Origin of the sequence: Candidatus Spongiisocius sp. (genome assembly GCF_965221825.1) — a bacterium.
Lineage (GTDB): Bacteria > Actinomycetota > Acidimicrobiia > Spongiisociales > Spongiisociaceae > Spongiisocius.
On sequence record NZ_OZ244917.1, the window covers coordinates 2,912,031 to 2,930,599 of the forward strand.

The 18,569-nt window shown below is 67.8% G+C and carries 20 protein-coding genes; 9 read left to right on the forward strand and 11 right to left on the reverse strand.

From position 1 onward, the window contains the following. Nucleotides 1–112: 112 nt before the first annotated feature. The 5 genes from ACOQPD_RS13470 to modA form a co-directional block, all read right to left on the reverse strand. Nucleotides 113–1,300: an ABC transporter ATP-binding protein gene (locus ACOQPD_RS13470; protein ID WP_420612473.1), complete on the reverse strand. Its 1,188-nt coding sequence runs from the start codon at nt 1,298–1,300 to the stop codon at nt 113–115. Nucleotides 1,301–1,367: 67 nt separating this feature from the next. Next, nucleotides 1,368–2,585, reverse strand: coding sequence for a geranylgeranyl reductase family protein (locus ACOQPD_RS13475; protein ID WP_420612474.1), 1,218 nt, complete (start codon nt 2,583–2,585; stop codon nt 1,368–1,370). Between the two features lie 93 nt (nt 2,586–2,678). Continuing rightward, the gene (locus tag ACOQPD_RS13480) at nt 2,679–3,722 is read right to left on the reverse strand and encodes a sulfate/molybdate ABC transporter ATP-binding protein (RefSeq protein WP_420612475.1); all 1,044 of its coding nucleotides are present in this window, start codon (nt 3,720–3,722) and stop codon (nt 2,679–2,681) included. Nucleotides 3,723–3,730: 8 nt separating this feature from the next. Next, entirely contained in the window at nt 3,731–4,582 is an 852-nt protein-coding gene (locus tag ACOQPD_RS13485) for an ABC transporter permease (RefSeq protein ID WP_420612476.1), read from the reverse strand. 58 nt (nt 4,583–4,640) lie between these two features. Then, nucleotides 4,641–5,393, reverse strand: coding sequence for a molybdate ABC transporter substrate-binding protein (gene modA, locus ACOQPD_RS13490; protein WP_420612477.1), 753 nt, complete (start codon nt 5,391–5,393; stop codon nt 4,641–4,643). A gap of 73 nt (nt 5,394–5,466) precedes the next feature. Here modA and ACOQPD_RS13495 point away from each other — a divergent pair, with 73 nt between their 5' ends. Next, the gene (locus ACOQPD_RS13495; RefSeq protein WP_420614393.1) at nt 5,467–6,243 is read left to right on the forward strand and encodes a 5-formyltetrahydrofolate cyclo-ligase; all 777 of its coding nucleotides are present in this window, start codon (nt 5,467–5,469) and stop codon (nt 6,241–6,243) included. A gap of 22 nt (nt 6,244–6,265) precedes the next feature. Here the strand turns inward: ACOQPD_RS13495 and ACOQPD_RS13500 are convergent, their stop codons facing one another. After that, nucleotides 6,266–6,589 carry a hypothetical protein gene (locus ACOQPD_RS13500; protein ID WP_420612478.1) on the reverse strand — a complete coding sequence of 108 codons (324 nt, stop codon included), beginning with the start codon at nt 6,587–6,589 and terminating at the stop codon, nt 6,266–6,268. On the opposite strand from ACOQPD_RS13500, the gene ACOQPD_RS13505 reads away from it, so the two are divergent. The 6 genes from ACOQPD_RS13505 to dnaB all read left to right on the forward strand — a co-directional run bounded on the left by ACOQPD_RS13505 (nt 6,588) and on the right by dnaB (nt 10,785). Then, nucleotides 6,588–7,268, forward strand: coding sequence for a glutaminyl-peptide cyclotransferase (locus ACOQPD_RS13505; RefSeq protein WP_420612479.1), 681 nt, complete (start codon nt 6,588–6,590; stop codon nt 7,266–7,268). The two genes, ACOQPD_RS13500 and ACOQPD_RS13505, sit on opposite strands and share 2 nt — an antisense overlap. A gap of 157 nt (nt 7,269–7,425) precedes the next feature. Further along, nucleotides 7,426–7,812 (forward strand): 30S ribosomal protein S6, encoded by a 387-nt coding sequence (rpsF, locus tag ACOQPD_RS13510; RefSeq protein WP_420612480.1) that lies wholly within the window; start codon nt 7,426–7,428, stop codon nt 7,810–7,812. A gap of 42 nt (nt 7,813–7,854) precedes the next feature. After that, nucleotides 7,855–8,310 (forward strand): single-stranded DNA-binding protein, encoded by a 456-nt coding sequence (ssb, locus tag ACOQPD_RS13515; protein WP_420612481.1) that lies wholly within the window; start codon nt 7,855–7,857, stop codon nt 8,308–8,310. Between the two features lie 16 nt (nt 8,311–8,326). Next, complete coding sequence (rpsR, locus tag ACOQPD_RS13520) at nt 8,327–8,611, forward strand: 30S ribosomal protein S18 (protein WP_420612482.1); 285 nt, start codon at nt 8,327–8,329, stop codon at nt 8,609–8,611. Beyond that, nucleotides 8,608–9,060, forward strand: a complete 453-nt coding sequence (gene rplI / locus ACOQPD_RS13525; protein WP_420612483.1) for a 50S ribosomal protein L9 — start codon at nt 8,608–8,610, stop codon at nt 9,058–9,060. Before rpsR ends, rplI begins: the two co-directional genes overlap by 4 nt. A 348-nt stretch (nt 9,061–9,408) precedes the next feature. Further along, nucleotides 9,409–10,785, forward strand: a complete 1,377-nt coding sequence (gene dnaB, locus ACOQPD_RS13530) for a replicative DNA helicase (protein ID WP_420612484.1) — start codon at nt 9,409–9,411, stop codon at nt 10,783–10,785. 21 nt (nt 10,786–10,806) lie between these two features. On the opposite strand, the gene ACOQPD_RS13535 is transcribed toward dnaB, so the two are convergent. Continuing rightward, nucleotides 10,807–11,811: a GTPase gene (locus ACOQPD_RS13535; protein ID WP_420612485.1), complete on the reverse strand. Its 1,005-nt coding sequence runs from the start codon at nt 11,809–11,811 to the stop codon at nt 10,807–10,809. A 67-nt stretch (nt 11,812–11,878) separates the two neighbouring features. On the opposite strand from ACOQPD_RS13535, the gene ACOQPD_RS13540 reads away from it, so the two are divergent. Continuing rightward, nucleotides 11,879–12,673, forward strand: coding sequence for an MBL fold metallo-hydrolase (locus ACOQPD_RS13540; protein ID WP_420612486.1), 795 nt, complete (start codon nt 11,879–11,881; stop codon nt 12,671–12,673). A gap of 114 nt (nt 12,674–12,787) precedes the next feature. On the opposite strand, the gene ACOQPD_RS13545 is transcribed toward ACOQPD_RS13540, so the two are convergent. The 4 genes from ACOQPD_RS13545 to lnt all read right to left on the reverse strand — a co-directional run bounded on the left by ACOQPD_RS13545 (nt 12,788) and on the right by lnt (nt 17,595). Then, entirely contained in the window at nt 12,788–13,981 is a 1,194-nt protein-coding gene (locus ACOQPD_RS13545) for an ISL3 family transposase (protein ID WP_420611466.1), read from the reverse strand. A 421-nt stretch (nt 13,982–14,402) separates the two neighbouring features. Next, the gene (locus ACOQPD_RS13550) at nt 14,403–15,131 is read right to left on the reverse strand and encodes a LiaF transmembrane domain-containing protein (RefSeq protein WP_420612487.1); all 729 of its coding nucleotides are present in this window, start codon (nt 15,129–15,131) and stop codon (nt 14,403–14,405) included. Between the two features lie 23 nt (nt 15,132–15,154). Next, nucleotides 15,155–16,096, reverse strand: coding sequence for an ROK family protein (locus ACOQPD_RS13555; protein ID WP_420612488.1), 942 nt, complete (start codon nt 16,094–16,096; stop codon nt 15,155–15,157). Next, nucleotides 16,093–17,595, reverse strand: a complete 1,503-nt coding sequence (gene lnt, locus ACOQPD_RS13560) for an apolipoprotein N-acyltransferase (protein WP_420612489.1) — start codon at nt 17,593–17,595, stop codon at nt 16,093–16,095. Before lnt ends, ACOQPD_RS13555 begins: the two co-directional genes overlap by 4 nt. A 143-nt stretch (nt 17,596–17,738) precedes the next feature. Between lnt and ACOQPD_RS13565 the strand changes: the two genes are divergently transcribed. Beyond that, nucleotides 17,739–18,560 carry an inositol monophosphatase family protein gene (locus ACOQPD_RS13565; protein WP_420612490.1) on the forward strand — a complete coding sequence of 274 codons (822 nt, stop codon included), beginning with the start codon at nt 17,739–17,741 and terminating at the stop codon, nt 18,558–18,560. The last annotated feature ends 9 nt before the right edge of the window (nt 18,561–18,569 follow it).

Sequence of the window (18,569 nt, forward strand, 5' to 3'; positions counted from 1 at the left end):
CCCCCAACGCGCCGGGAAAAACCGGCGATCCGGGCTGGGCGCGGAGTGTCCGAAGGGAAAGGAGGCTGGAGGAGGCCTCCGGCTATGGAGGCCCTGCGAAGTTCGGTTCGGGTTAGAGGGCGTCGCCCGTTTCCTGATCGAAGAAGTGCAGCTTGGTGGTGTCGACGACCAGCTCTGCGGATTGTCCGACTCGGGGAGCATGGTCGGGGTTGACCCGGGCGGTGAATTTGGTCTCGTCGCCCAACGCACCGGCATCCGTGCCCTCCTCGGCCAGCAGCGCCTCGATATCGGCGGTTATCACCGGCCGGACCGGCACCGCGAAGTGGACGTAGGCCTCGGAGCCGAGTTGCTCCACGAGGGAAGCGGCCACGGTCATGGAGCTCCCGCCGGCGCCGGCCGCCGACCTGATCTCGAAGGCCTCCGGCCGCACGCCGACCACGATCTCGCGTCCGGACCGTTGCGCCAACCCGTCGGGGAGGGCGGCGGAGTCCACGGCCAGGCTGTGGCCGCCGAAGTCGAGCGTGGTGGAGGTCCCGTCGGCGCCCACCGTCGCGTAGACGAAGTTCATGGCGGGCGAGCCGATGAAGCCGGCCACGAACAGGTTGCGGGGGTGGTCATAGAGTTCCCGCGGCGCCGCTATCTGCTGGAGATTGGACTCGGTGTCCGAGATCGCCTTCAGGACCGCTACCCGGTCTCCCATGGTCATCGCCTCCACCTGGTCGTGGGTGACGTAGAGGGTGGTGGTGCCGAGCCGGGAGTGCAGGAGGCCCAGCTCAGAGCGCATCTGGACCCGCAACTTGGCGTCGAGATTGGACAGGGGCTCGTCCATCAGGAAGGCGGCCGGCTCCCGCACGATGGCCCGGCCCATGGCCACCCGCTGCCGCTGGCCGCCGGACAGGGCCTTTGGCTTGCGGTCCAGGTAGTCGGTGATCTCCAGGATGCGGGCCGCCTCGCCGACCCGTTCCTCGATCTCCTTCTTGGGGGTCTTTCTCAGCTTCAGGCCGAAGGCCATGTTGTCCCGCACCGTCATGTGCGGGTAAAGGGCGTAGTTCTGGAAGACCATGGCGATGTCGCGGTCCTTGGGGGCCACGTCGTTGACCACCCGGTCCCCGATCATGATTTTGCCCTCGGTTATGTCCTCGAGGCCGGCCACCATCCGCAGCAGAGTGGACTTGCCGCATCCGGACGGTCCCACGAGCACCACGAACTCGCCGTCGGCTATGTCGATCGACACGTCCGAAATGGCCCTTGTCTCACCACCGTAGATCTTGCCGACCGCATCGAATGTGATTCCCGCCATCTTCCCGTCCTCCTTGGGGCCTCCGACCATACCATTACGTGGGTAAGCATGGCCGTGTCGAACGGGGTCAAGCCCGGGCCCTTGTCCTCCTCAGCAACGGCTCGGCCAGCGCCAGGATCCGGTCGGCGGCGCCCAGCACCCTTCCCGCCGTGCCCGGTGTCTCCGAATCCACGAGGTTGCCCATGACCCGCAGGGTGATGCGGGCAATGGCCTGGGTGCCGACCGCTACCCGCAATCCCGCATTGAGGATGGCGGGATGGCCTATCAGCAGGGAGAACCGCCGGCCGGTGCGCAGGAACGCGTCGAAGCGTTCGCTCACCACCCGGTCGTACCGCTCGGGCGCCGTGGCAGGGTCCTCGACGAACAGGTCGGCGGCGATGATGCCTGATTCCAGCCCGTAGTCGATGCCCTCGCCGTTCATCGGGTTGACGAGTCCGGCCGCGTCACCCACCACGACCCAGCCCGGACCGTGCCGCCGGACCGAGCTCATGGGAAGGCGCCAGGCCCGCGGGCGCTCCAGGTAGGGCCCGAGTTCCCAGGAGTCCCGCACCTGGGCGTGGTAGGAATCGAGAAGCGAGTTCAGGTTGAGGCGGCTGAAGTGCTTCATCGTGGACAGGGATCCGGCGCCGATGTTGACGGTCCCGTCCCCGGCCGGGAAGATCCAGCCGTAACCGGGCACCGCGTTGCCCTCGGGGTCACGCATGGTCAGGCAGGCTTCGATGTAGCGCTCGGCGTGACGGGGAGATGCCGCATAGCTGCGGATCGCCACCCCGTAGGGCTCTTCGGCCACCCGGGTGGCGCCCAGCAGGCGGGCGGCCGCGCCGGGCGCCCCGGTGGCGGCCACCACCATTCCCGCCCCCCAGCGGCGGCCGCCGGCTTCGACCCCCACCACACGGGTCCCCTCGAAGACCGGTAGGGCTTCGGTATCCCAGATCACGCGCGCGCCGGCCTCGGTGGCGGCGTCCACCAAGGCGGCGTCCAGCTTGCGACGGGGCCAGACCGCCCCGTGAGCCGGGAAGCGGCTGGTCCCGGGCCAGCGCAGCGTCCGTTCGGTGCTCCCGGCGATCATCCGAAGGCCTTCGATGAGATGGGAGGCGCCGAGGTCGATGCCCAGTTCGCCGAGGGCGCCTACGGCGCGCGGGGTGAGTCCATCGCCGCAGGCCTTGTCACGGCCGTAGGGTGCCCGGTCGAATACCACCGTGCCGACGCCTTGGCGAGCGGCCCGGATGGCGGTGGCGGCGCCCGCGGGTCCGGCGCCGATGACGACTAGATCCACGGCATTCATGCCGGTGGAGGCTACCGGCGCCCTGCTACCGCACCCGGACGGCCCGAGCGGCCCCTACTGCATGCCGGAGAGAGGGGAGTTGCCGCGCAGGTATCAGCTGGCGTTCACCTGTATCTCGGTGGCTTTCACTGACAACCACACCTCCGATCCGGGCGCCAGGTTCAGGCCCGTCTGGGCGTCAGGGGTGATCTCTGCGGTGACCGGCAGCGGATGACCGGTCTGGACGCGGACCCGATCGGCGTGGTGGTCGATACGCTCGATCCTGGTAGGCCATGAGTTGCGCGGGCTCCCTCCCGGCCGATCGAGATGGATGGAGATGGCGCGGGGATGGATGGTGGCGATCACCTGGCCCGATGCCGCTTCGGGGACCACCAGCTGGTGTTTCCCGACGGTCAGGACCCGTCCCGAGGCGGTCCCCACCACCAGGTTGACCCCTGCCAAGTCGGCCGCGTAGGGACTGGCGGGACGGAGCCGGACCTGGTCGGCGCTGCCCTCCTGCGCCACCGAGCCGTTCTCGAGCACGATCAGCCGGTCGGCCAGAAGGAAGGCTTCGGTGGGGTCGTGGGTGATCAGCAGGCTCGGTCCCGGGAATCCGGCCAGGTGGTCCTGGAGCAGCCGGCGCAGTCCGGCCCTTGAACTGACGTCGAGGGCGGAGAACGGCTCGTCCAGCAACAGCATGGAGGGCTCGGTTATCAATGCCCGGGCCAGAGCGACGCGCTGCCGCTGGCCTCCCGACAAGCGACCCGGCCGGTGGTCGGACAGCTGATCGAGGCCCACCGCCTCCAGCCATCCGGCGGCGCGCCGGCGGGCCTCCCGGCGGGGAACGCTGCGGGAGCGAAGCCCGAACGCCACGTTCTCCAGCGCGTTCAGATGGGGGAACAGCACGCCGTCCTGGAACATCACACCGATCCGGCGCTCCGCCGGTCCTACGAGGGTCCCGGTGGCCGGGTCGTCGAGAACCCGATCATCGAGCCGGATGTAGCCCCGGTCGAGCGGCACCAGACCGGCCAGCGCTCCCACCGCTGTCGTCTTGCCCGCTCCGTTCGGGCCGAGCAGGGCCACCGTCTGCCCGGGATCGATGCCCAGAGCCATGTCCAGATGGAAGCCGGACCGCTCCACAGTCAGGCGTGAGTCCAAGCCGGATCTCATCCGCTTCGCCACCAGTGGTCCCTGAGAGCGACGATCACGGCCAGCGAGACGACCACCATCACGAGACTGAGGGCCAGTGCGGTGTCCCGGTCGCTCTCGAGGGCGACGAATACCGCCAGGGGCAGCGTCTGCGTGCGTCCCTGGAGGTTGCCGGCGAAGGTCAGGGTCGCCCCGAACTCACCGAGCGCCCGCGCCCAGGTCAGGGCCGTGCCGGCCACGACCGACGGGGCGATCATGGGGATCGTCACCCGGCGGAGCACGGTCCACCGTCCGGCTCCGAGCGTCTCGGCCGCCCGCTCGAAGCGGTGGTCCAGGCTGCGGAGCGCACCCTCCACGGTGAGCACCATCAAGGGCATCGCCACGAACGCCCCCGCCAGGATCACCCCGCCGGTCGAGAACGGCAGGACGATCCCGGTGGTCTCGTACAGGGGAGATCCCACCAGGCCGCGCCGCCCCAGGGCGAACAGCAGGGCTGCCCCTCCCACCACGGGCGGCAGAACCATCGGGAGCAGGACGAGACCCCGGAGGAGGGATCGCCCCGGAAACTCGTAGCGGCACAGTATCCAGGCCACGGGAACGCCTAGGAACAGGGAGATGATCGCCGCGCTGGCCGAGGAGATGGCCGACAGCCTTAGGGCTTCCAGGGCCATGTCGGAGCCGAGAAGGGTTGCCAGCCGGCTCCACGGGGCGCGGCCGAGAAGGCCCAGCACCGGCAGGGCGAACAGAGCCAGCCCGATGGCGGCCGGGATGGCGATGAACGCGGGTGGCCGGCGCCGCCGGCGAGCCGGCCTGGACCGGCTCCCGCTCCGGCGGGAGGTCCCGATGCTGTCCTGTTGGTCTTCTGTCATCAAACCTTATTGCTCATGTTCTCGATACACCTGGGCTCCGGTGGTTGTCCGGGCACCGTCAGGGGAGTTGGAACCCGTGCCGGCCCAGGAGCGCACGCCCCTCGTCCGACAGCACGTAGGCGACGAAGGCCGTCGCGGCTTCCGGGTGGGACGTGGCGGACATTATCGCGATCGGGTAGTCCGTAGTGACGTTGTAATCCTCCGGGATGGCGATGGCGACCACGCCGTTCTCCCCCCGGACATCGGTGGCGTAGACGATGCCGGTATCGAGTTCCCCTTGCTCGACCTTGGTGAGCAGGGCGCGCACGTTGGGCTCCTCGGTATCGGGTCGGGCCGTAACCCCGGCCTTCAGGAGAATCTGGCGGGTGAATCGACCGCATGGAACCGTCTCGGCGCACAGTCCCACCAGCAACTCCGGCCGCGCCAGGTCGTCCAGGCCGGTCACCCCTCCCGGGTTCCCAACGGGAACGGCAATGGCCATGGTGTTGCGAGCGAAGACGCGAGCGCTGCCGCTGACGAGGCCGGCGGCGCGTGCTTCTTCCATGATGGCCATGTTCGCCGGAGCGAAGGCGTCCACCGGCGCCCTAGCCAGGATCTGCTCCCGCAGTAGAGAGCTACCTCCCAGGTTGAGGACCACGTCGATGCCGGGATGGGCTTCCTCGAAGGCAGCTTCGATGTCCCGGAAGGCGTCAGTTAGGGAGGACGCCGCCGCCACCAGCAGCTCGACCCGGCCGGAACCCCGGGTGCCCGCTCCCGCGCAGGAGACGAGGAGCAGGATGGCCAAGGATCCGGCAATGAGCCGTCGGGTCATTGGGGTGGAAGCCTTCCGGGTCGGGGGCCGGCGGAGCCTATTCGGGGGATCGGGGAAGGGTAACGTGACCGGGATGGTACGGACGGCGGGCCACGATCATGACGCCGGAGGAGACCCGGCTCTCCTCGCCGCCAAGGCTTCGCTCCGTGAGATGGTGTGGGACCGTCTCTCGGCCGGAGGGGTCGCCCGGTTTCCAGGTGCTCGGAACCGGATCTCCAACTTCGTCGGAGCGGAGGCCGCCGCCGAGCGACTGCGCGGCACCAGGGCGTGGCGGGAAGCGGGCACGCTGAAGTCCAACCCCGACTCGCCCCAGTGGCCGGTCCGCCAGCGGGCGCTGGAGGACGGGAAGCTGGTCTTCATGGCGGTGCCCCGGCTGGCCGAGCCGGAGCCGTTCTTCTGTCTGGATCCCGATCGCCTGACCGACTCTCCCAGGGCGGCCTCATCCATCAAGGGTGCCTCCCGCTCGGCCCGCACCGTCGCGATCGAGGACATGGAGCCGGTCGACCTGGTGATCACGGGTTGCGTGGCTGTCGACCCGGCCGGAGCCCGGCTCGGGAAGGGCGGCGGCTTCAGCGACCTCGAGTACGCCCTGGCTTGGGAGGCGGGCCTCATCGGACCGGACACCGTGGTGGGCACCACCGTCCATGAGCTCCAGGTGCTGGAGACGGATCGGATACCGATGGCGGACCATGACCTCCGTCTCGACCTGATCGTCACCCCCGATCGGGTGATCTTCTGTGAGGGGTTACATCCTGAACCCGGGCTGCGGTGGGAGGAACTGACCGAGGAGAAGATAGCGGCCATCCCCTTGCTGTCGGCGCTTCGCTCGGCCGGCGCCAACCGCCCCTGAGAGAGGAGGGATCCCTCGTGCCTCAGGGATCCGGTCCTCCCTGGCGGGCCGCGTCGGGGTCGACCACGCTCTTGGCCGTAGCTCTGCTCGGGTGCTTTCTCCTCGGAGCCTGCGCCGGCGCCGCACCTGTCGGTGCTCCGACCTCCTCGACGAGTAGCAGGCCGCTCGCAACGACTGTGCCGGCCACGCCGTCCTCGGAGGCGGGGACCATTGCCGAGCCGCCCGCGACGGAGGCACCGGAAGCGGTGATAACGGCCGAGCCGCCCGCGACGGCCTCCTCTACGGATCCGGTCGAGCCCTCCACGACGATCCCGGCCGATCCGGTAGCTGTCGAGGCGGTCTTCATGAGGGCCCTTCCCCACGACCCCCGGGCCTTCACCCAGGGTCTAGTCCTGCGGGACGGGGTTTTCTACGAGAGCACCGGGCTCTACGGCGAGTCGACTGTGCGGATCGTGGATGCCGGTACCGGGCGCGTGATCCGCTCCAGGAGCCTCGGCCAGGAGTTCTTCGGAGAGGGCCTCGAGCTGGTGGGGGACCGCCTCATCCAACTGACCTGGAAGGAGGAGACGGCCTTCATTTGGGATGCGGAGACACTCGCCCCGCTGGGCACCTTCTCCTACGCGGGCGAAGGGTGGGGGTTGTGCGCCCAGGAGGACCGGCTGGTCATGAGCGACGGATCGTCGCGGCTGACCTTCCGGGACCTGACGACCTTCGAGCCCGTCGGCGGGGTGGAGGTCCTGAGGGCCGGAGAGCCCGTGGAGAGGATCAACGAACTGGAGTGCGTGGAGGATCTCGTCTACGCCAACGTGTGGCAGACCGAGGAGATCGTGATCATCGACCCCGGCACCGGGAGGGTCGTGGGCCGGCTCGACGCATCGCCGCTACTCGATCGCCTCGGATCGACCGACGGGATCGATGTGCTGAACGGCATTGCCTACGACCCCGCAGACCGGTCCCTCTACCTGACCGGCAAGCTATGGCCGGAGATCTTCCAGGTACGCCTCCCACTGACCACTGACCACTGACCACTGACCACTGACCACTGAACAGACCACTAGACTTCTCCGCACCGTTGATGCATGATGTCGTCATGCGGTTCCCACAATCGAGGTCCTGCGCCCGAGATGGCGCCTTCCGGGGGGTTTGTCCGGCCCGGATGTCCGAAGGAGGTGATGCGTCCCCATGCGCACGTACGAGTTGATGACCATTCACAGGCCCGAACTGCCCGAGGCCGATGCCAGGCGTGAGTCACAGGTTCTCAAGAACTTTCTCCACGGCGCCGACGCCGCTGTCATCGAGATCGATTTCTGGGGCAAGCGGCGGCTCGCCTACGAGATCGACAAGGCCCGGGAGGGCTACTACACGGTCATCACGTTCGACGGGGAGTCCCACCATGTCGCCGCCTTGGACCGGGCGCTTTCCCTTTCCGACGCCGTGATGCGACACAAGATCATCCGGCCCGGTGCACGTCCCGGTCGACGTAAGACGACCGAGGGGTCATCGGATCGGCCCGGCCGGAACGCTGCGGACGCACCCGGCGCATCAGGGGAAAGTGTCACAGGGTCTTGATGTAATGGGGAACCGAGTGAGCAGCAGACAGATAGGAATGGCATGCCTGACAACACAGTAACCATCGTAGGCAACCTGACTCAGGACCCCGAGATGAGGTTCACGCCCAACGGGGTGGCCATGGTCAAGATCAACATCGCCGTGAACCGCAGGCGCTTCAACCGCGACGCCAACACCTGGGAGGACGGCGAGCCGAGCTTCTTCAACGCCACCTGCTGGCGAGACCTGGCCGAGAACGTCTCCGAGTCGTTGCGCAAGGGCAACCGGGTCATGGTCACCGGCCGGCTCGAGCAGCGCCGCTGGGAGACCCAGGACGGCGACCGGCGCTCCGTGGTCGAGATCCAGGTCGACGAGATCGGCCCCAGCCTCAAGTGGGCCACCGCCACGGTGACCCGCATTCCGAGAGGCGGTGGCTGGAGCGGCGGCGGCCAGCAGGGCAACGTACCCCCCGCCCCCGTGGCCCGGAGCAATCCACCGCCCGACGAAGCCCCCTTCTGATAAGGAGTTACTACTCATGGCGAGACGAATCCCGAACCGCCGCCGCCGGCGGCCCAGAGGCCCCAAGACGATCCGCAAGCGGATCTGTCCCGGTTGCAGGCAGATGAAGTGCGACAACACCAGGGTGCCCTACGTCGACTACAAGGACCTGGACACCCTGGGCCGGTTCATTTCCGAACGCGGCAAGATCCGCTCCCGGCGGGTAACCGGCGCCTGCGCCCAGTACCAGCGGCGGGTGGCGATCGCCATCAAGAACGCTCGCGAGATGGCGTTGCTGCCGTACACGAAGAGCCCTCGATGAGGTTGGTGCTCAAGACCGACGTGACCGGTCTGGGATCCAAGGGCGACATCGTGGAGGTGGCCACCGGCTACGGACGCAACTATCTCCTGCCCCAAGGGCTCGCCGCCAGGGCCACCACCGGCATTATCCGGCAGATACAGGAGGCCGAGCGGGTCCGGCGGGAGGCTCGCCGGCGGGAACTGGATGCGGCGGAGAACATCCGCTTGCTGCTGGTGGAGACCCGGGTGGTCATCGCCGCCCGGGTGAATGACGAGGGTCAGCTGTTCGGGTCGATCGGGATCGCCGAGATCATTGACGCGGTGCAGAGCCTGTCATCGGTGGTACTGGAGCGTGGGATGGTCATGCTGGCTGAACCGATCAAGACCATCGGCTACCACGAGGTGACCATCACTCTGCATCCCGAGGTGCAGTGCGTTCTTACCCTGGATGTGATCCCAGCCCATCGGTGATGTCCCGACGTTCCGTCGAGCGGTTCATGGTCCGGGTCAAAACCTGAAGAACGCCAAAATCTGCGCTGCGGAACCCGGGCCTGCGAGCCTTCGGATGGCCTATGCTGACTGCGGTTGGACCCCGGTCGGACGGCGCGACTACCGGTGATCTTCCGAACCACTTCCCTCTTCCCCCTGTGAACTTCCTGCACGTGGCCGCGTAGCGACGCGGCTTGCCCGCCCCGGGCGTCGAACAACGAGCCCGTGCGGCAAGGAATGTCACACCCGCGCGCCATCCTGGTAGTGACGACTCGAGATAGAGGGAGGGCGCAGTATGGGCCAGGCCATCGTCCCCGCAGGGGCGACACCGTGACGGTGGTCGAGCGGGCCCCGGATCCGGCAGCCTTCACCCGGGCCATGGCTCCGCCCCACAGCGCGGAAGCGGAGGAGTCGGTGCTCGGCGCGGTTCTCCGTTCGCAGGAGGCGGCCGACGAGGTGATCGGACGCCTCAGGGAGGCGGACTTCTACGTACCGGCCCACCGGATGATCTTCGGCGCCATGGTTCGCCTCTATGAAGACAACCAGCCCATCGACACCCTGACGGTGGCCGACCGGCTGACCCGGATCGGTGATCTCGACAAGGTGGGTGGCGTCAGCAGGGTCGCCGTGCTCTGGGACAAGGTCCCGAGTGCCGCCAACGTGGGTTACTACACGGAGGTGGTTGCCGAACATGGCGTCCGGCGCCGGATGCTGGAGGCGACCCGGCGAATCGGTGACCTGGCCATGAACCTGGACATGGAGATCGAGAGAGTCCTGGACGAGTCCGAACAGACCGTGCTGGGGGTGGCGCGGAACCGGGCGGAGGGCGGCCCGGAGCGAATCGGAGACCTGTTGGAGCAGGTTCTGATGAAGCTGGAGGAGGCGGAGAAGATAGGGCAGGACGTAACCGGACTTCCCACCGGCCTGGTAGATCTGGACCGGAAGCTGGGGGGCCTGCAGCCCGGCACGCTGGTGGTGGTGGCGGGCCGTCCCGGTATGGGCAAGAGCGCCCTGGCCATGAACATAGCCAGCCATGTGGCCCTCAATCACGGGCCGGTGGCGTTGTTCAGCCTGGAGATGTCGCCCATGGAGATCGCCTACCGCTGGCTGGGTTCCCACGCCCGGGTCAACTCCATGAAGCTGCGGTCCGGCCTGGATCAGGGCGAGTCGGCCCGGTTATGGCCCCGGCTCGTGGATGCCTCGGCCAGCCTCTACAAGGCGCCGCTGCACGCCGACGAGGGATCGCGCACGGTCACCGACATCCGGGCTAAATGTCGGCGGCTGAAGCGCCAGCGCGGGCTGGAACTGGTGGTGGTGGACTACATGCAGCTAATGCAGGCCCGCACCAGGGAGAATAGGCAGCAGGAGATCGCCGAGATCAGCCTCAACCTCAAGGGGCTGGCCCGGGAACTGGACGTGCCGGTGATAGCGGTCTCGCAGCTCAACCGCGCACTGGAGAGTAGGGGAGACCGGCGCCCGCAGCTCGGGGACCTCCGCGAGTCGGGGGCGATCGAGCAGGACGCCGATGTGGTTCTCATGATCTACCGCGACGAGTACTACAACCCGCAGACCGACCATAAGGGGATGGCCGACATCATCATCGCCAAGCAGAGGGCCGGCCCCACCGGAGTGGTCAAGGCCACCTTTGCCGCTGAGTACACCCGCTTCGACAACCTGCCGCACGGCTACACCAACCAGGGGAGGTGAGCGGTCCGGCTCGGGCGCCGCTCAGATGTGAATCTCGATGCGGTCTCCGTCTTCGAGCGGGAACGCCCTCCCGATACGGCGGTCAGGCCGGCCGGGCCGGATCAGCCGGGCGAACTTGAGGTCGCGGGCGAAGTCCTTGTGGATCAGCGCCGCCACATCCATCACAGTCTGGCCGCGGCGGATCGTGTAGGGCCGATCATCCTTCCGCTCGGTGGCCGCGACCGTGTACACCCGCACGACTCCCAAGGCGTCGAAGAGCCAATCACCCAGATGGGATATCTCGTCGTCCGGTACCGAGGACCTGAGGACGGGGAGGTCGAGGCCGACCAACTCCATCAGCACCTCGACCTCTTCCTCGACCTGCTCGGTCAGGTCGGCCTTGGACGCCACCAGGGCGGTGGGCAGGAGCTTGGCGAACGGATCGTCGGGATCCGGCGGCGTCCCCGCACCTCCTGGCCACTCCCCGGTCAGGTACACCCGGCGCTCCTCCAGCAAGCCCACCAGCTCGTCGGTGGCGGCGACGCAGCCCGGCTCCGACACGTCAACCACCAGTAGCGCCCCGTCCGCGGGTTGCATGGCATTCCCGATCCAGGGCAGAGGGTGCTCCGCGGTGATCGGCGGGAGGTCGATCAGCTGGATCCCGATGTCGTGCACGGGCGCCATCCCGGGCTGGGGGTGCTGGGTGGTGAACGGGTAGGCCCCGACCTGGGCGCCCGATCCGGTGAGGGCGTGGTGGAGCGAGGACTTGCCGCTGTTGGGAGGCCCGAGCAGGACGATCTGGCCGGCCCCCTCCGGCCGGAAGGTGTAGACCGGACCCGCCCGCGCCCCCGCCTTCTTCGGAGCGGCCAGCTCCTCGGTCAACTCCTTGATCTTGGTCTTGATACCGGCCTGAAGGTGTTCGGTTCCCTTGTGTTTCGGGATGGTGCGGAGCATTTCCCGCAGCGCCGCCAGGCGATCCCGTGGCTCGCGGGCCGCCTTGTAGTCGGCTTCGGCCTTCTTGTACTCCGGGCTGACGTTGGTCGGCATTACGGCCCAATGATGGCGCAACTGCGGCGAGACTGCCGATACGGTCCGGGGGTAATCTCGTGAGGCCATGTTCGAAGAACTCGCCGAAGGCGTCTTCCGGCGCCCCTATCCGTTCCTGCGGATCAACATCGGGGTCGTGATCGGGGAGGAGGGTGTCCTGCTGGTCGACACCCGCGAGAGCGAGGAGGCCGCACGCGAGCTGTCCCGAGAACTGCGCACGCTGACGACCAAGCCGGTGAGGTGGGTGGTCAATACCCATTGGCACTGGGATCACGTCTTCGGGAACGCACTCTTCCCAGGTGCGGTCATCTGGGGACACCGGTCGTGCAGACGGAGGCTCCTGGTGGATCCTGCGCCCCACTTCAAGGACGCCCGTCGCTGGATGCCGCGGGATCGGAGAGACGAGATCGAGCGGGTGAGAGTGGTGCCTCCGAAGCAAACCTTCGAGGCGCTGACCTCCATCGACATCGGCGGCAACCGGGTCTCGGCCACGTACCACGGACGGGGCCACACAGATGCCGATGTCGTGGTCCGCTGCGCCGGCGTGACCTTCATGGGGGACTTGGTGGAACAGGGCAAGAGCCCCGAGATGGGCGACTCCTACCCTCTGGAATGGCCCGCCACGCTGGCTGCGGCGCGGCCCGGAGTGGGTCCAACGGTGGTTCCCGGCCATGGTGACCTGCTCTCCGCGACCGACATAGACCATCAGGCAGACCGGCTCGAAAGGGTGGCCGCGTTGTTGCGCCAGGTTCTCTTCGAGGGACGTCCGGCGGAGGAAGCGGTCCGGCGAGGACCTATCCCCGAGCTGCACATGCGGAAAGCGCTGGCCAGGGCCAGATCGGAGGCCGGGATCCCCGCCTAGCGGGCCAACGCCTCGCCGCCCGAGAGCTGGTTCCCAGCCAGACCCCGACGTCGGTCCGAAATTGTCGAGGCTGCGCGATTTCGTGGGTTTTGGGTGCTGTAGCCGGTGTGGGGGTCATCTTACGAGGATGCCGCGGGCTGCGTAGTTGTCGGGGTTCGTGAACCCGTGAGCGACGCGTCGTAGGACTTGTAGGAGGTTGTTGATCCCTTCGATGGGTCCGTTGGTGACCCGTCGGGCGCTGTGGTAGGCCAAGATTTCTTCTCCCCAGGAAATGATCGTGTCCACAACGTCGTGGTATTCGGGGATCTGGCCGCTGTCGTAGAGGTCAGCGAACCGGGCGAGCGCCTGGTTGGCTCCTTGGAGGTCGTCGGCTTCGTAGATGCTGTAGAGCTCTTGGAGAGCATCCCACGCCGTCTTGAGCCGAGGGTAAGCCTCGAACAGTGTCTCCAGATGCTTGCGGTGGGCGTCGGTGAGATGGTCTTCTCTCCGCAGCAGGGTGAAGCGCGCTCGGAACAGGTCCGGCTCGAATGCTGGGGGTGTCTGGTCGGGGTCGCGGCGTTGGAGTTCTCGTCTTACCAGAGTCAAGCCTTCGGTGAACCAGCGAACCACATGGAAGCGATCCAGGACGTGGCGGGCGTCGGGCAGGTATTGGCTAATCGCAGCTTGGTAAGACCGTGAACCGTCTGTGACGACGATCTCCACCCCCTGGCACCAGTCCGGCCCCTGTTCCCTAAAGAACCTGCTCAGAGACCCTTTCGTGCGTCCTGGGATCATCGCCAACACCTGTTTGGTGTCCCCACACGCAACCACGGTCACATACCGGTGACGACGCCGAATCGACGTCTCGTCCACCAACAACACCCGACACGGCCGGACCCGACGCCGCTTCGCGACCCGAGCCGAATGGGCTCTCACCAACGCCATGATTCGATGCCAACCCACCCCATGACGGCGAGCCACCGCCCTAATCGACATCGCCCGGGCGTCCTCCACCAGCCGGCGAGAAAGCCGCCGGGTGAGACTCCCCTGAAACTGGTCATGCTCCTCGAGGTGCCGCTCCCCACAGTTGCCGCACACGAACCGCCGACGCCGCCACACCAGCGTCGTCCGCCGGCCCGACACCCCAAGGTCGCGGACCCGCTTGACCCGCCGATCCCACACCCGACGGCAGCGGAACCCGCAATACGGGCACCGCGACCACTCCCGAGACGACTCCACCTCCACCTCCAGGCGGTCAACCGTATCGACCGCCACACCCAGCACCCGAACACCACCCAACCACAAGCGAACGGACATAACATCAGACATCGAGGCCTCCTGGCATCGGCGAACTGGTACTTCACCGATTTCAGCGAGGCCTCACCCCCAAACCAAGGATTTCAGGCCCCCGCACCCACGTATTCGCGCAGGGCCAAATTGTCACACCCCCTCTATACGTTGCCTATCGCCAAGCACCTACACCAGCCGCAAGCGTCTCACCGATCGGACCGGCCTGGCCCGCAGGGAACATTCGAAGGCTCCAAGGGGGCGAACCCGCCATCACCCGGCCCCAACCCGGGCATGGCCGACCACGCCCCAAGCCAAGGACAGGTGGTGGCGGGGGAGGGCCCGGCGGGCGAGCCCGCCGCCGCGATTTTCGCGACTTCTCGAACCTGAGGCAGAGGACGCCGTATGTCACGCCCTGTTCCTCAGGCTCGGGGCACCGCGTGCGGTGCTGTGTTCCTCAGGTTCAGCCGGAGGCGGTCCGCTTGCCGGGCGGGCCGGACTCGATGGTGATGCCGCCGAACAGGCAGGTTCCGGTGATGGTGAGCGTCGGGCCTGTCCTGGATGAGTTCTCGTTTCGCTGGTCGTTGACTCCGCCGAACACGTTGGTGGTCCGTAGGTCGACCACCCAGTCGTCCGGTACCACGAATACGACTGATCCGAAGACTGCGGAGACGTCGACGGCGGGCGCGCTGATCGCCAACCCGGCATCGACCAGGTCGATCGTGGCGGACCCGAACACGGCGCTGACCGCTCCTCCGGAGAACATCCGGCTCGTGACCCGATGCTCGGTCGTTCCGAACCCGCAGGACACGTTCAGGCTGCTCGTCTCACCGGCATCGGTGGCCCGATCCCGCTTACGGCGCCCGGTCCGGGAGCGGCGACCCGCCAGGATGAACCTGGCGCCCACCCAGACGAGGACGAGCGGCCAGAGCCTCCACACGTCTCCGAAGTCGATCTCCCAGATTCCGAGGGAGTCCAGCAGCAGCACCGCGCCGAGGAGGGTGACCGCCGCCCAGAACCATCGGCCCGAGCGCCGCCGGACCAGGTTGGCGAGTCCGATCACCACCAGGAGGGCAGGCCACCAGTCGCTGAACGTGTAGCTCCAATCGGTGAGGTCCTCGATGAGGAACAACGCTCCGATCACCACCAGCAGCAATCCGGTCACCATCCGGGAGCTTCGATTGCCTTCCATCATGCCTCCTCGCCTCTCCGTCATCACCTACCGGGTCCACCTGCGGGCATTGCCCGCGAGCCCTGATCATGGACCGGCCAGAGCCATGCGGCTCCCACCACGCCCCCGGAGTCTCCGTGCCGGTTCCTTGCCAGGCGGGTGGCGACCCCATCGGAGAATATCCACCTTCCCCACCTTTTTGGGACCTCCTCGTACAGGTGGTCCACATTCGACATGCCCCCACCCAGGACCACGACATCGGGATCGAGGATGTTGACCACCACCGCCAGCGCTCTCGCCAGGCGGGTGGCGTAGCGATCGAATACCCCGGCGGCAATAGCGTCCCCGCCGATGCGATCCATGACCTGCTCCGCCGTCAGCTCCATCCCGCCGGATCGCCGGTACTCACCGGCCACCGCCGGACCGGAGAGGTAGAGTTCGACGCAGTCGGTCCTCCCGCAGTAGCAGGCCCGCTTGCCCATCTCGCCGGGTTGGGGGTTGTGGCCCCATTCCCCGGTGATGCGGTTGGGGCCCGCCTGGGGCATCTCGCCGATCACCACGCCGCCGCCCACGCCTGTTCCCAGGATCACGCCGAAAACGGTTCCGGCCCCGACGCCCGCTCCGGTGACCGCTTCGGCCAATGCGAAGCAGTCGGCGTCGTTGGCCAGCCGCACCGGCCTGCCCAGAGCCGTTTCCAGGTCACGGTCCAGGGGCCGGCCGTTGAGCGCCACCGAGTTGGAGTTGCGTAGCAGTCCGGAGAACGGGGAGATGGCCCCGGGCGTTCCGATCCCGACGGTGCCCTGTCCTCCGGCGCGGGCTTCCACCTCGCGGACCAGCTCCACCACCGCCCGGACAGTGCCCTCGTAGTCTCCGGCCGGTGTGGGAACCCGCTTCCTGGCCAGCACCCGCCCGCTCGGGTCGAGCATGGCGCCCTCGATCTTGGTGCCTCCCAGGTCGATCCCGACCCGGAGCCCGGTCCGGCTCACGTTGGTTCTTCCCTCCTGAACCTGCCGGCGGCCCTCAGGCCCAGATAGCCGAGCATCGCCCCGACCTGGAGCCAGTCACCCCAGCGGACGTAGAGGGTGGGACCTGCCGTCCGGGCGGCGGGGGCGCCGTCGGCGGTCGTGGTCTCGAACAGCCCGGTCAGGCCCTCCACCCGCCCATCGGCGTAGACGAAGGCGGACTTGCCGGTAACCGCGGCGTGAACCAGGTCCACCCCTAGCTCCGCCGCCCTCATCCGGCTGATGGCGATCAGCTGGTCACTGGCCGGCGTCCTTCCGAACGAGGCCTCGTTGGTGGCCAGCACCAGGAAGGCCGCTCCCGCCCTCACCGCCTCCCGCTCGTAGCGGGCGTAGGCCCCCTCGTAGCTGATAACGGAGCCGAATCGAACTCCGTCGAGGTCGAACAACACCTGCTCCCGGCCCCGGATCATGTCTCGCGGCACCCGGTCGAGGGCAGGCACGATCTCGAAGAGGGGGCGCAGGGGCACGTACTCGCCGAACGGCACCGGATGCCGTTTCCGGTAGCTGCCGACCACGGCCCCGCTCGGTCCGAAGACCACGTTGATGTTCTCGAAGTGATCGGGTCCCGCGTCGAGATCGCCCCCCACCAGCAGCGTTGCGTCAAGCCGGACCGCCTCGGCGCCGATGGCCTCCGCCACCGAGGGATCCCGGAGCGGGTCGGCGCTGCCTCCGGTGGAGCTCTCGGGCCAGACCACCAGGTCGGGACCGGGCTCCAGCATGCTGGTCAGTGCCAGGTGACTTTCGTAGATGAGCCGGCGTTCGCCCGGGCACCGCGTCCCCGGACAGGGCGAGTTCCCTTGCACGATCGTTACCGAGCGGGTTTCCCCTTCCGGGATCGCCGGCCAGACGTTCCCTGCCAGCCCCAGCAACACCACGGCTCCGGATGCCGCGGCAAGGACCCTCCAGGAGCAGCGCCGGCGGATCACCAGCACGGACACGGCCGCCACGGCCGCCAGCAGGACTCCCCAGCCGGTGGCTCCGAACCACTGAGCGGAAGGCCGCAGGGGCGTGGCGCCGGCCATCACGCCGATCGATCCCCACGGGAATCCGCCGAAGGGCCACCGCACCCGCAGGAACTCCGCCAGCGCCGCCGCTCCCGCCGTCGCCACTATGAATACCCAGGGGGCGGCATCCCGGTAGCGGAATATCCCGCCGGCGACGATCAGGAAGGCCAGAGCCTGCACCATCGCCAGGGGGTAGTAGGCGATCAGTTCCACCTCGATGAGCCAGGAGAGGATCACAGCGAAGTAGGCCAGCCCGAACAGGTAGCCGCACCACAGGGCGACCGGTCGGGTGCCGGCCGTCGCCACCAGCCAGACGAAGCCCACCAGGCCTAACCAGGCGAGAGAGGTCCACTCGTACGGCGGGTAGCCGAAGGCCGCCATGATGCCGGCCACCAAAGCGCCGATCAGTCGCAGGGTTGTCACCGTCCACGCCACCGGCGGATTGTACGTCGGTCGCATCGCAGTGCTCGGCGGCGTCCCTATTACCCGGAATCGGGCGCGCCCGGCCGTAAGATGATGCCCGATCACGCACCGGATGGCAACGGCGGGGTGGCGCGCCCCAGCCCTCATCCACAGTCGAGAGTCCAAGGAGGGTGCTTCCCGTGACTGCCCTTGACGTGGACCTGCGAACCGACCTCGAAGTGGCGGTTACCGCCGCGCGCGCCGGCGCCCGCGTGGTGCGCAGGTCGTTCGGGCAGGACATCGACCCGGATCTCAAAGGAGTGGTCGATCCGGTGACCGAGGTGGACCGGGCTGCCGAGGCGGCCATCCTGGACGTTTTGGGAAACCTGCGCCCGGAGGACGAGGTGCTGGGCGAGGAAGGGGGCGGTCAGACGGAGGCAGTGGGGCGGCGGTGGATCGTGGATCCGCTTGACGGCACCGTCAACTTCCTGCATGGCCACCCGCACGTGTCGGTATCAGTGGGGCTCTGGGACGGGGACGAGCCGGTAGCGGGCGTGGTAGTCGACGTGCTGCGGGATGAGGTGTTCAGCGCGGTGCGAGGGCAGGGCGCCTATCTAGACGGCCGCCCGATCCGCGTATCTTCCCGTACCAACCTCCAGGAATGTCTGATCGGGACCGGATTCCCGTACGACCGCCACCTGAACGGCCCTGCCTACGCCGCCGCGGCCGGAGAGGTGATGAAGAGTGTGCGGGACATACGCCGGCTCGGGTCGGCCGCTCTGGACTTCGCCTGGGTGGCCTGCGGGCGCTTCGACGGCTTCTGGGAGTTCGGCATCTATCCGTGGGATGTGGCTGCGGGACTGGTGCTGGTCGAGGAGGCGGGCGGGTTGACGGCCGACCTGAACACCAGCCCGGCCACGGTGGACTCCACCCATTTCATCATCGCCGCGCCGGGAATATACGAACCGCTGGTAGACCTGATCCGCTCGGTTGCGCCATCCCATGTTCGGGCCGTTACTTGAAGAGCCGGG

Bases quoted from the DNA above. Each gene is read 5' to 3' on its own strand.
- ACOQPD_RS13500 (WP_420612478.1), bottom strand. From the start codon at position 6,589: ATGAAGACCGCCTCGACAGCTACCGGATCGGCCGGGATCGTCGTGGAG.
- lnt (WP_420612489.1), bottom strand. From the start codon at position 17,595: ATGCGACCGACGTACAATCCGCCGGTGGCGTGGACGGTGACAACCCTG.
- ACOQPD_RS13540 (WP_420612486.1), top strand. From the start codon at position 11,879: ATGTTCGAAGAACTCGCCGAAGGCGTCTTCCGGCGCCCCTATCCGTTC.
- ACOQPD_RS13505 (WP_420612479.1), top strand. From the start codon at position 6,588: ATGAGGGCCCTTCCCCACGACCCCCGGGCCTTCACCCAGGGTCTAGTC.
- rpsR (WP_420612482.1), top strand. From the start codon at position 8,327: ATGGCGAGACGAATCCCGAACCGCCGCCGCCGGCGGCCCAGAGGCCCC.
- rpsF (WP_420612480.1), top strand. From the start codon at position 7,426: ATGCGCACGTACGAGTTGATGACCATTCACAGGCCCGAACTGCCCGAG.
- ACOQPD_RS13535 (WP_420612485.1), bottom strand. From the start codon at position 11,811: ATGCCGACCAACGTCAGCCCGGAGTACAAGAAGGCCGAAGCCGACTAC.
- modA (WP_420612477.1), bottom strand. From the start codon at position 5,393: ATGACCCGACGGCTCATTGCCGGATCCTTGGCCATCCTGCTCCTCGTC.
- rplI (WP_420612483.1), top strand. From the start codon at position 8,608: ATGAGGTTGGTGCTCAAGACCGACGTGACCGGTCTGGGATCCAAGGGC.
- ACOQPD_RS13550 (WP_420612487.1), bottom strand. From the start codon at position 15,131: ATGGAAGGCAATCGAAGCTCCCGGATGGTGACCGGATTGCTGCTGGTG.
- ACOQPD_RS13475 (WP_420612474.1), bottom strand. From the start codon at position 2,585: ATGAATGCCGTGGATCTAGTCGTCATCGGCGCCGGACCCGCGGGCGCC.
- ACOQPD_RS13485 (WP_420612476.1), bottom strand. From the start codon at position 4,582: ATGACAGAAGACCAACAGGACAGCATCGGGACCTCCCGCCGGAGCGGG.
- ssb (WP_420612481.1), top strand. From the start codon at position 7,855: ATGCCTGACAACACAGTAACCATCGTAGGCAACCTGACTCAGGACCCC.
- ACOQPD_RS13495 (WP_420614393.1), top strand. From the start codon at position 5,467: ATGGTACGGACGGCGGGCCACGATCATGACGCCGGAGGAGACCCGGCT.
- ACOQPD_RS13470 (WP_420612473.1), bottom strand. From the start codon at position 1,300: ATGGCGGGAATCACATTCGATGCGGTCGGCAAGATCTACGGTGGTGAG.
- ACOQPD_RS13545 (WP_420611466.1), bottom strand. From the start codon at position 13,981: ATGTCTGATGTTATGTCCGTTCGCTTGTGGTTGGGTGGTGTTCGGGTG.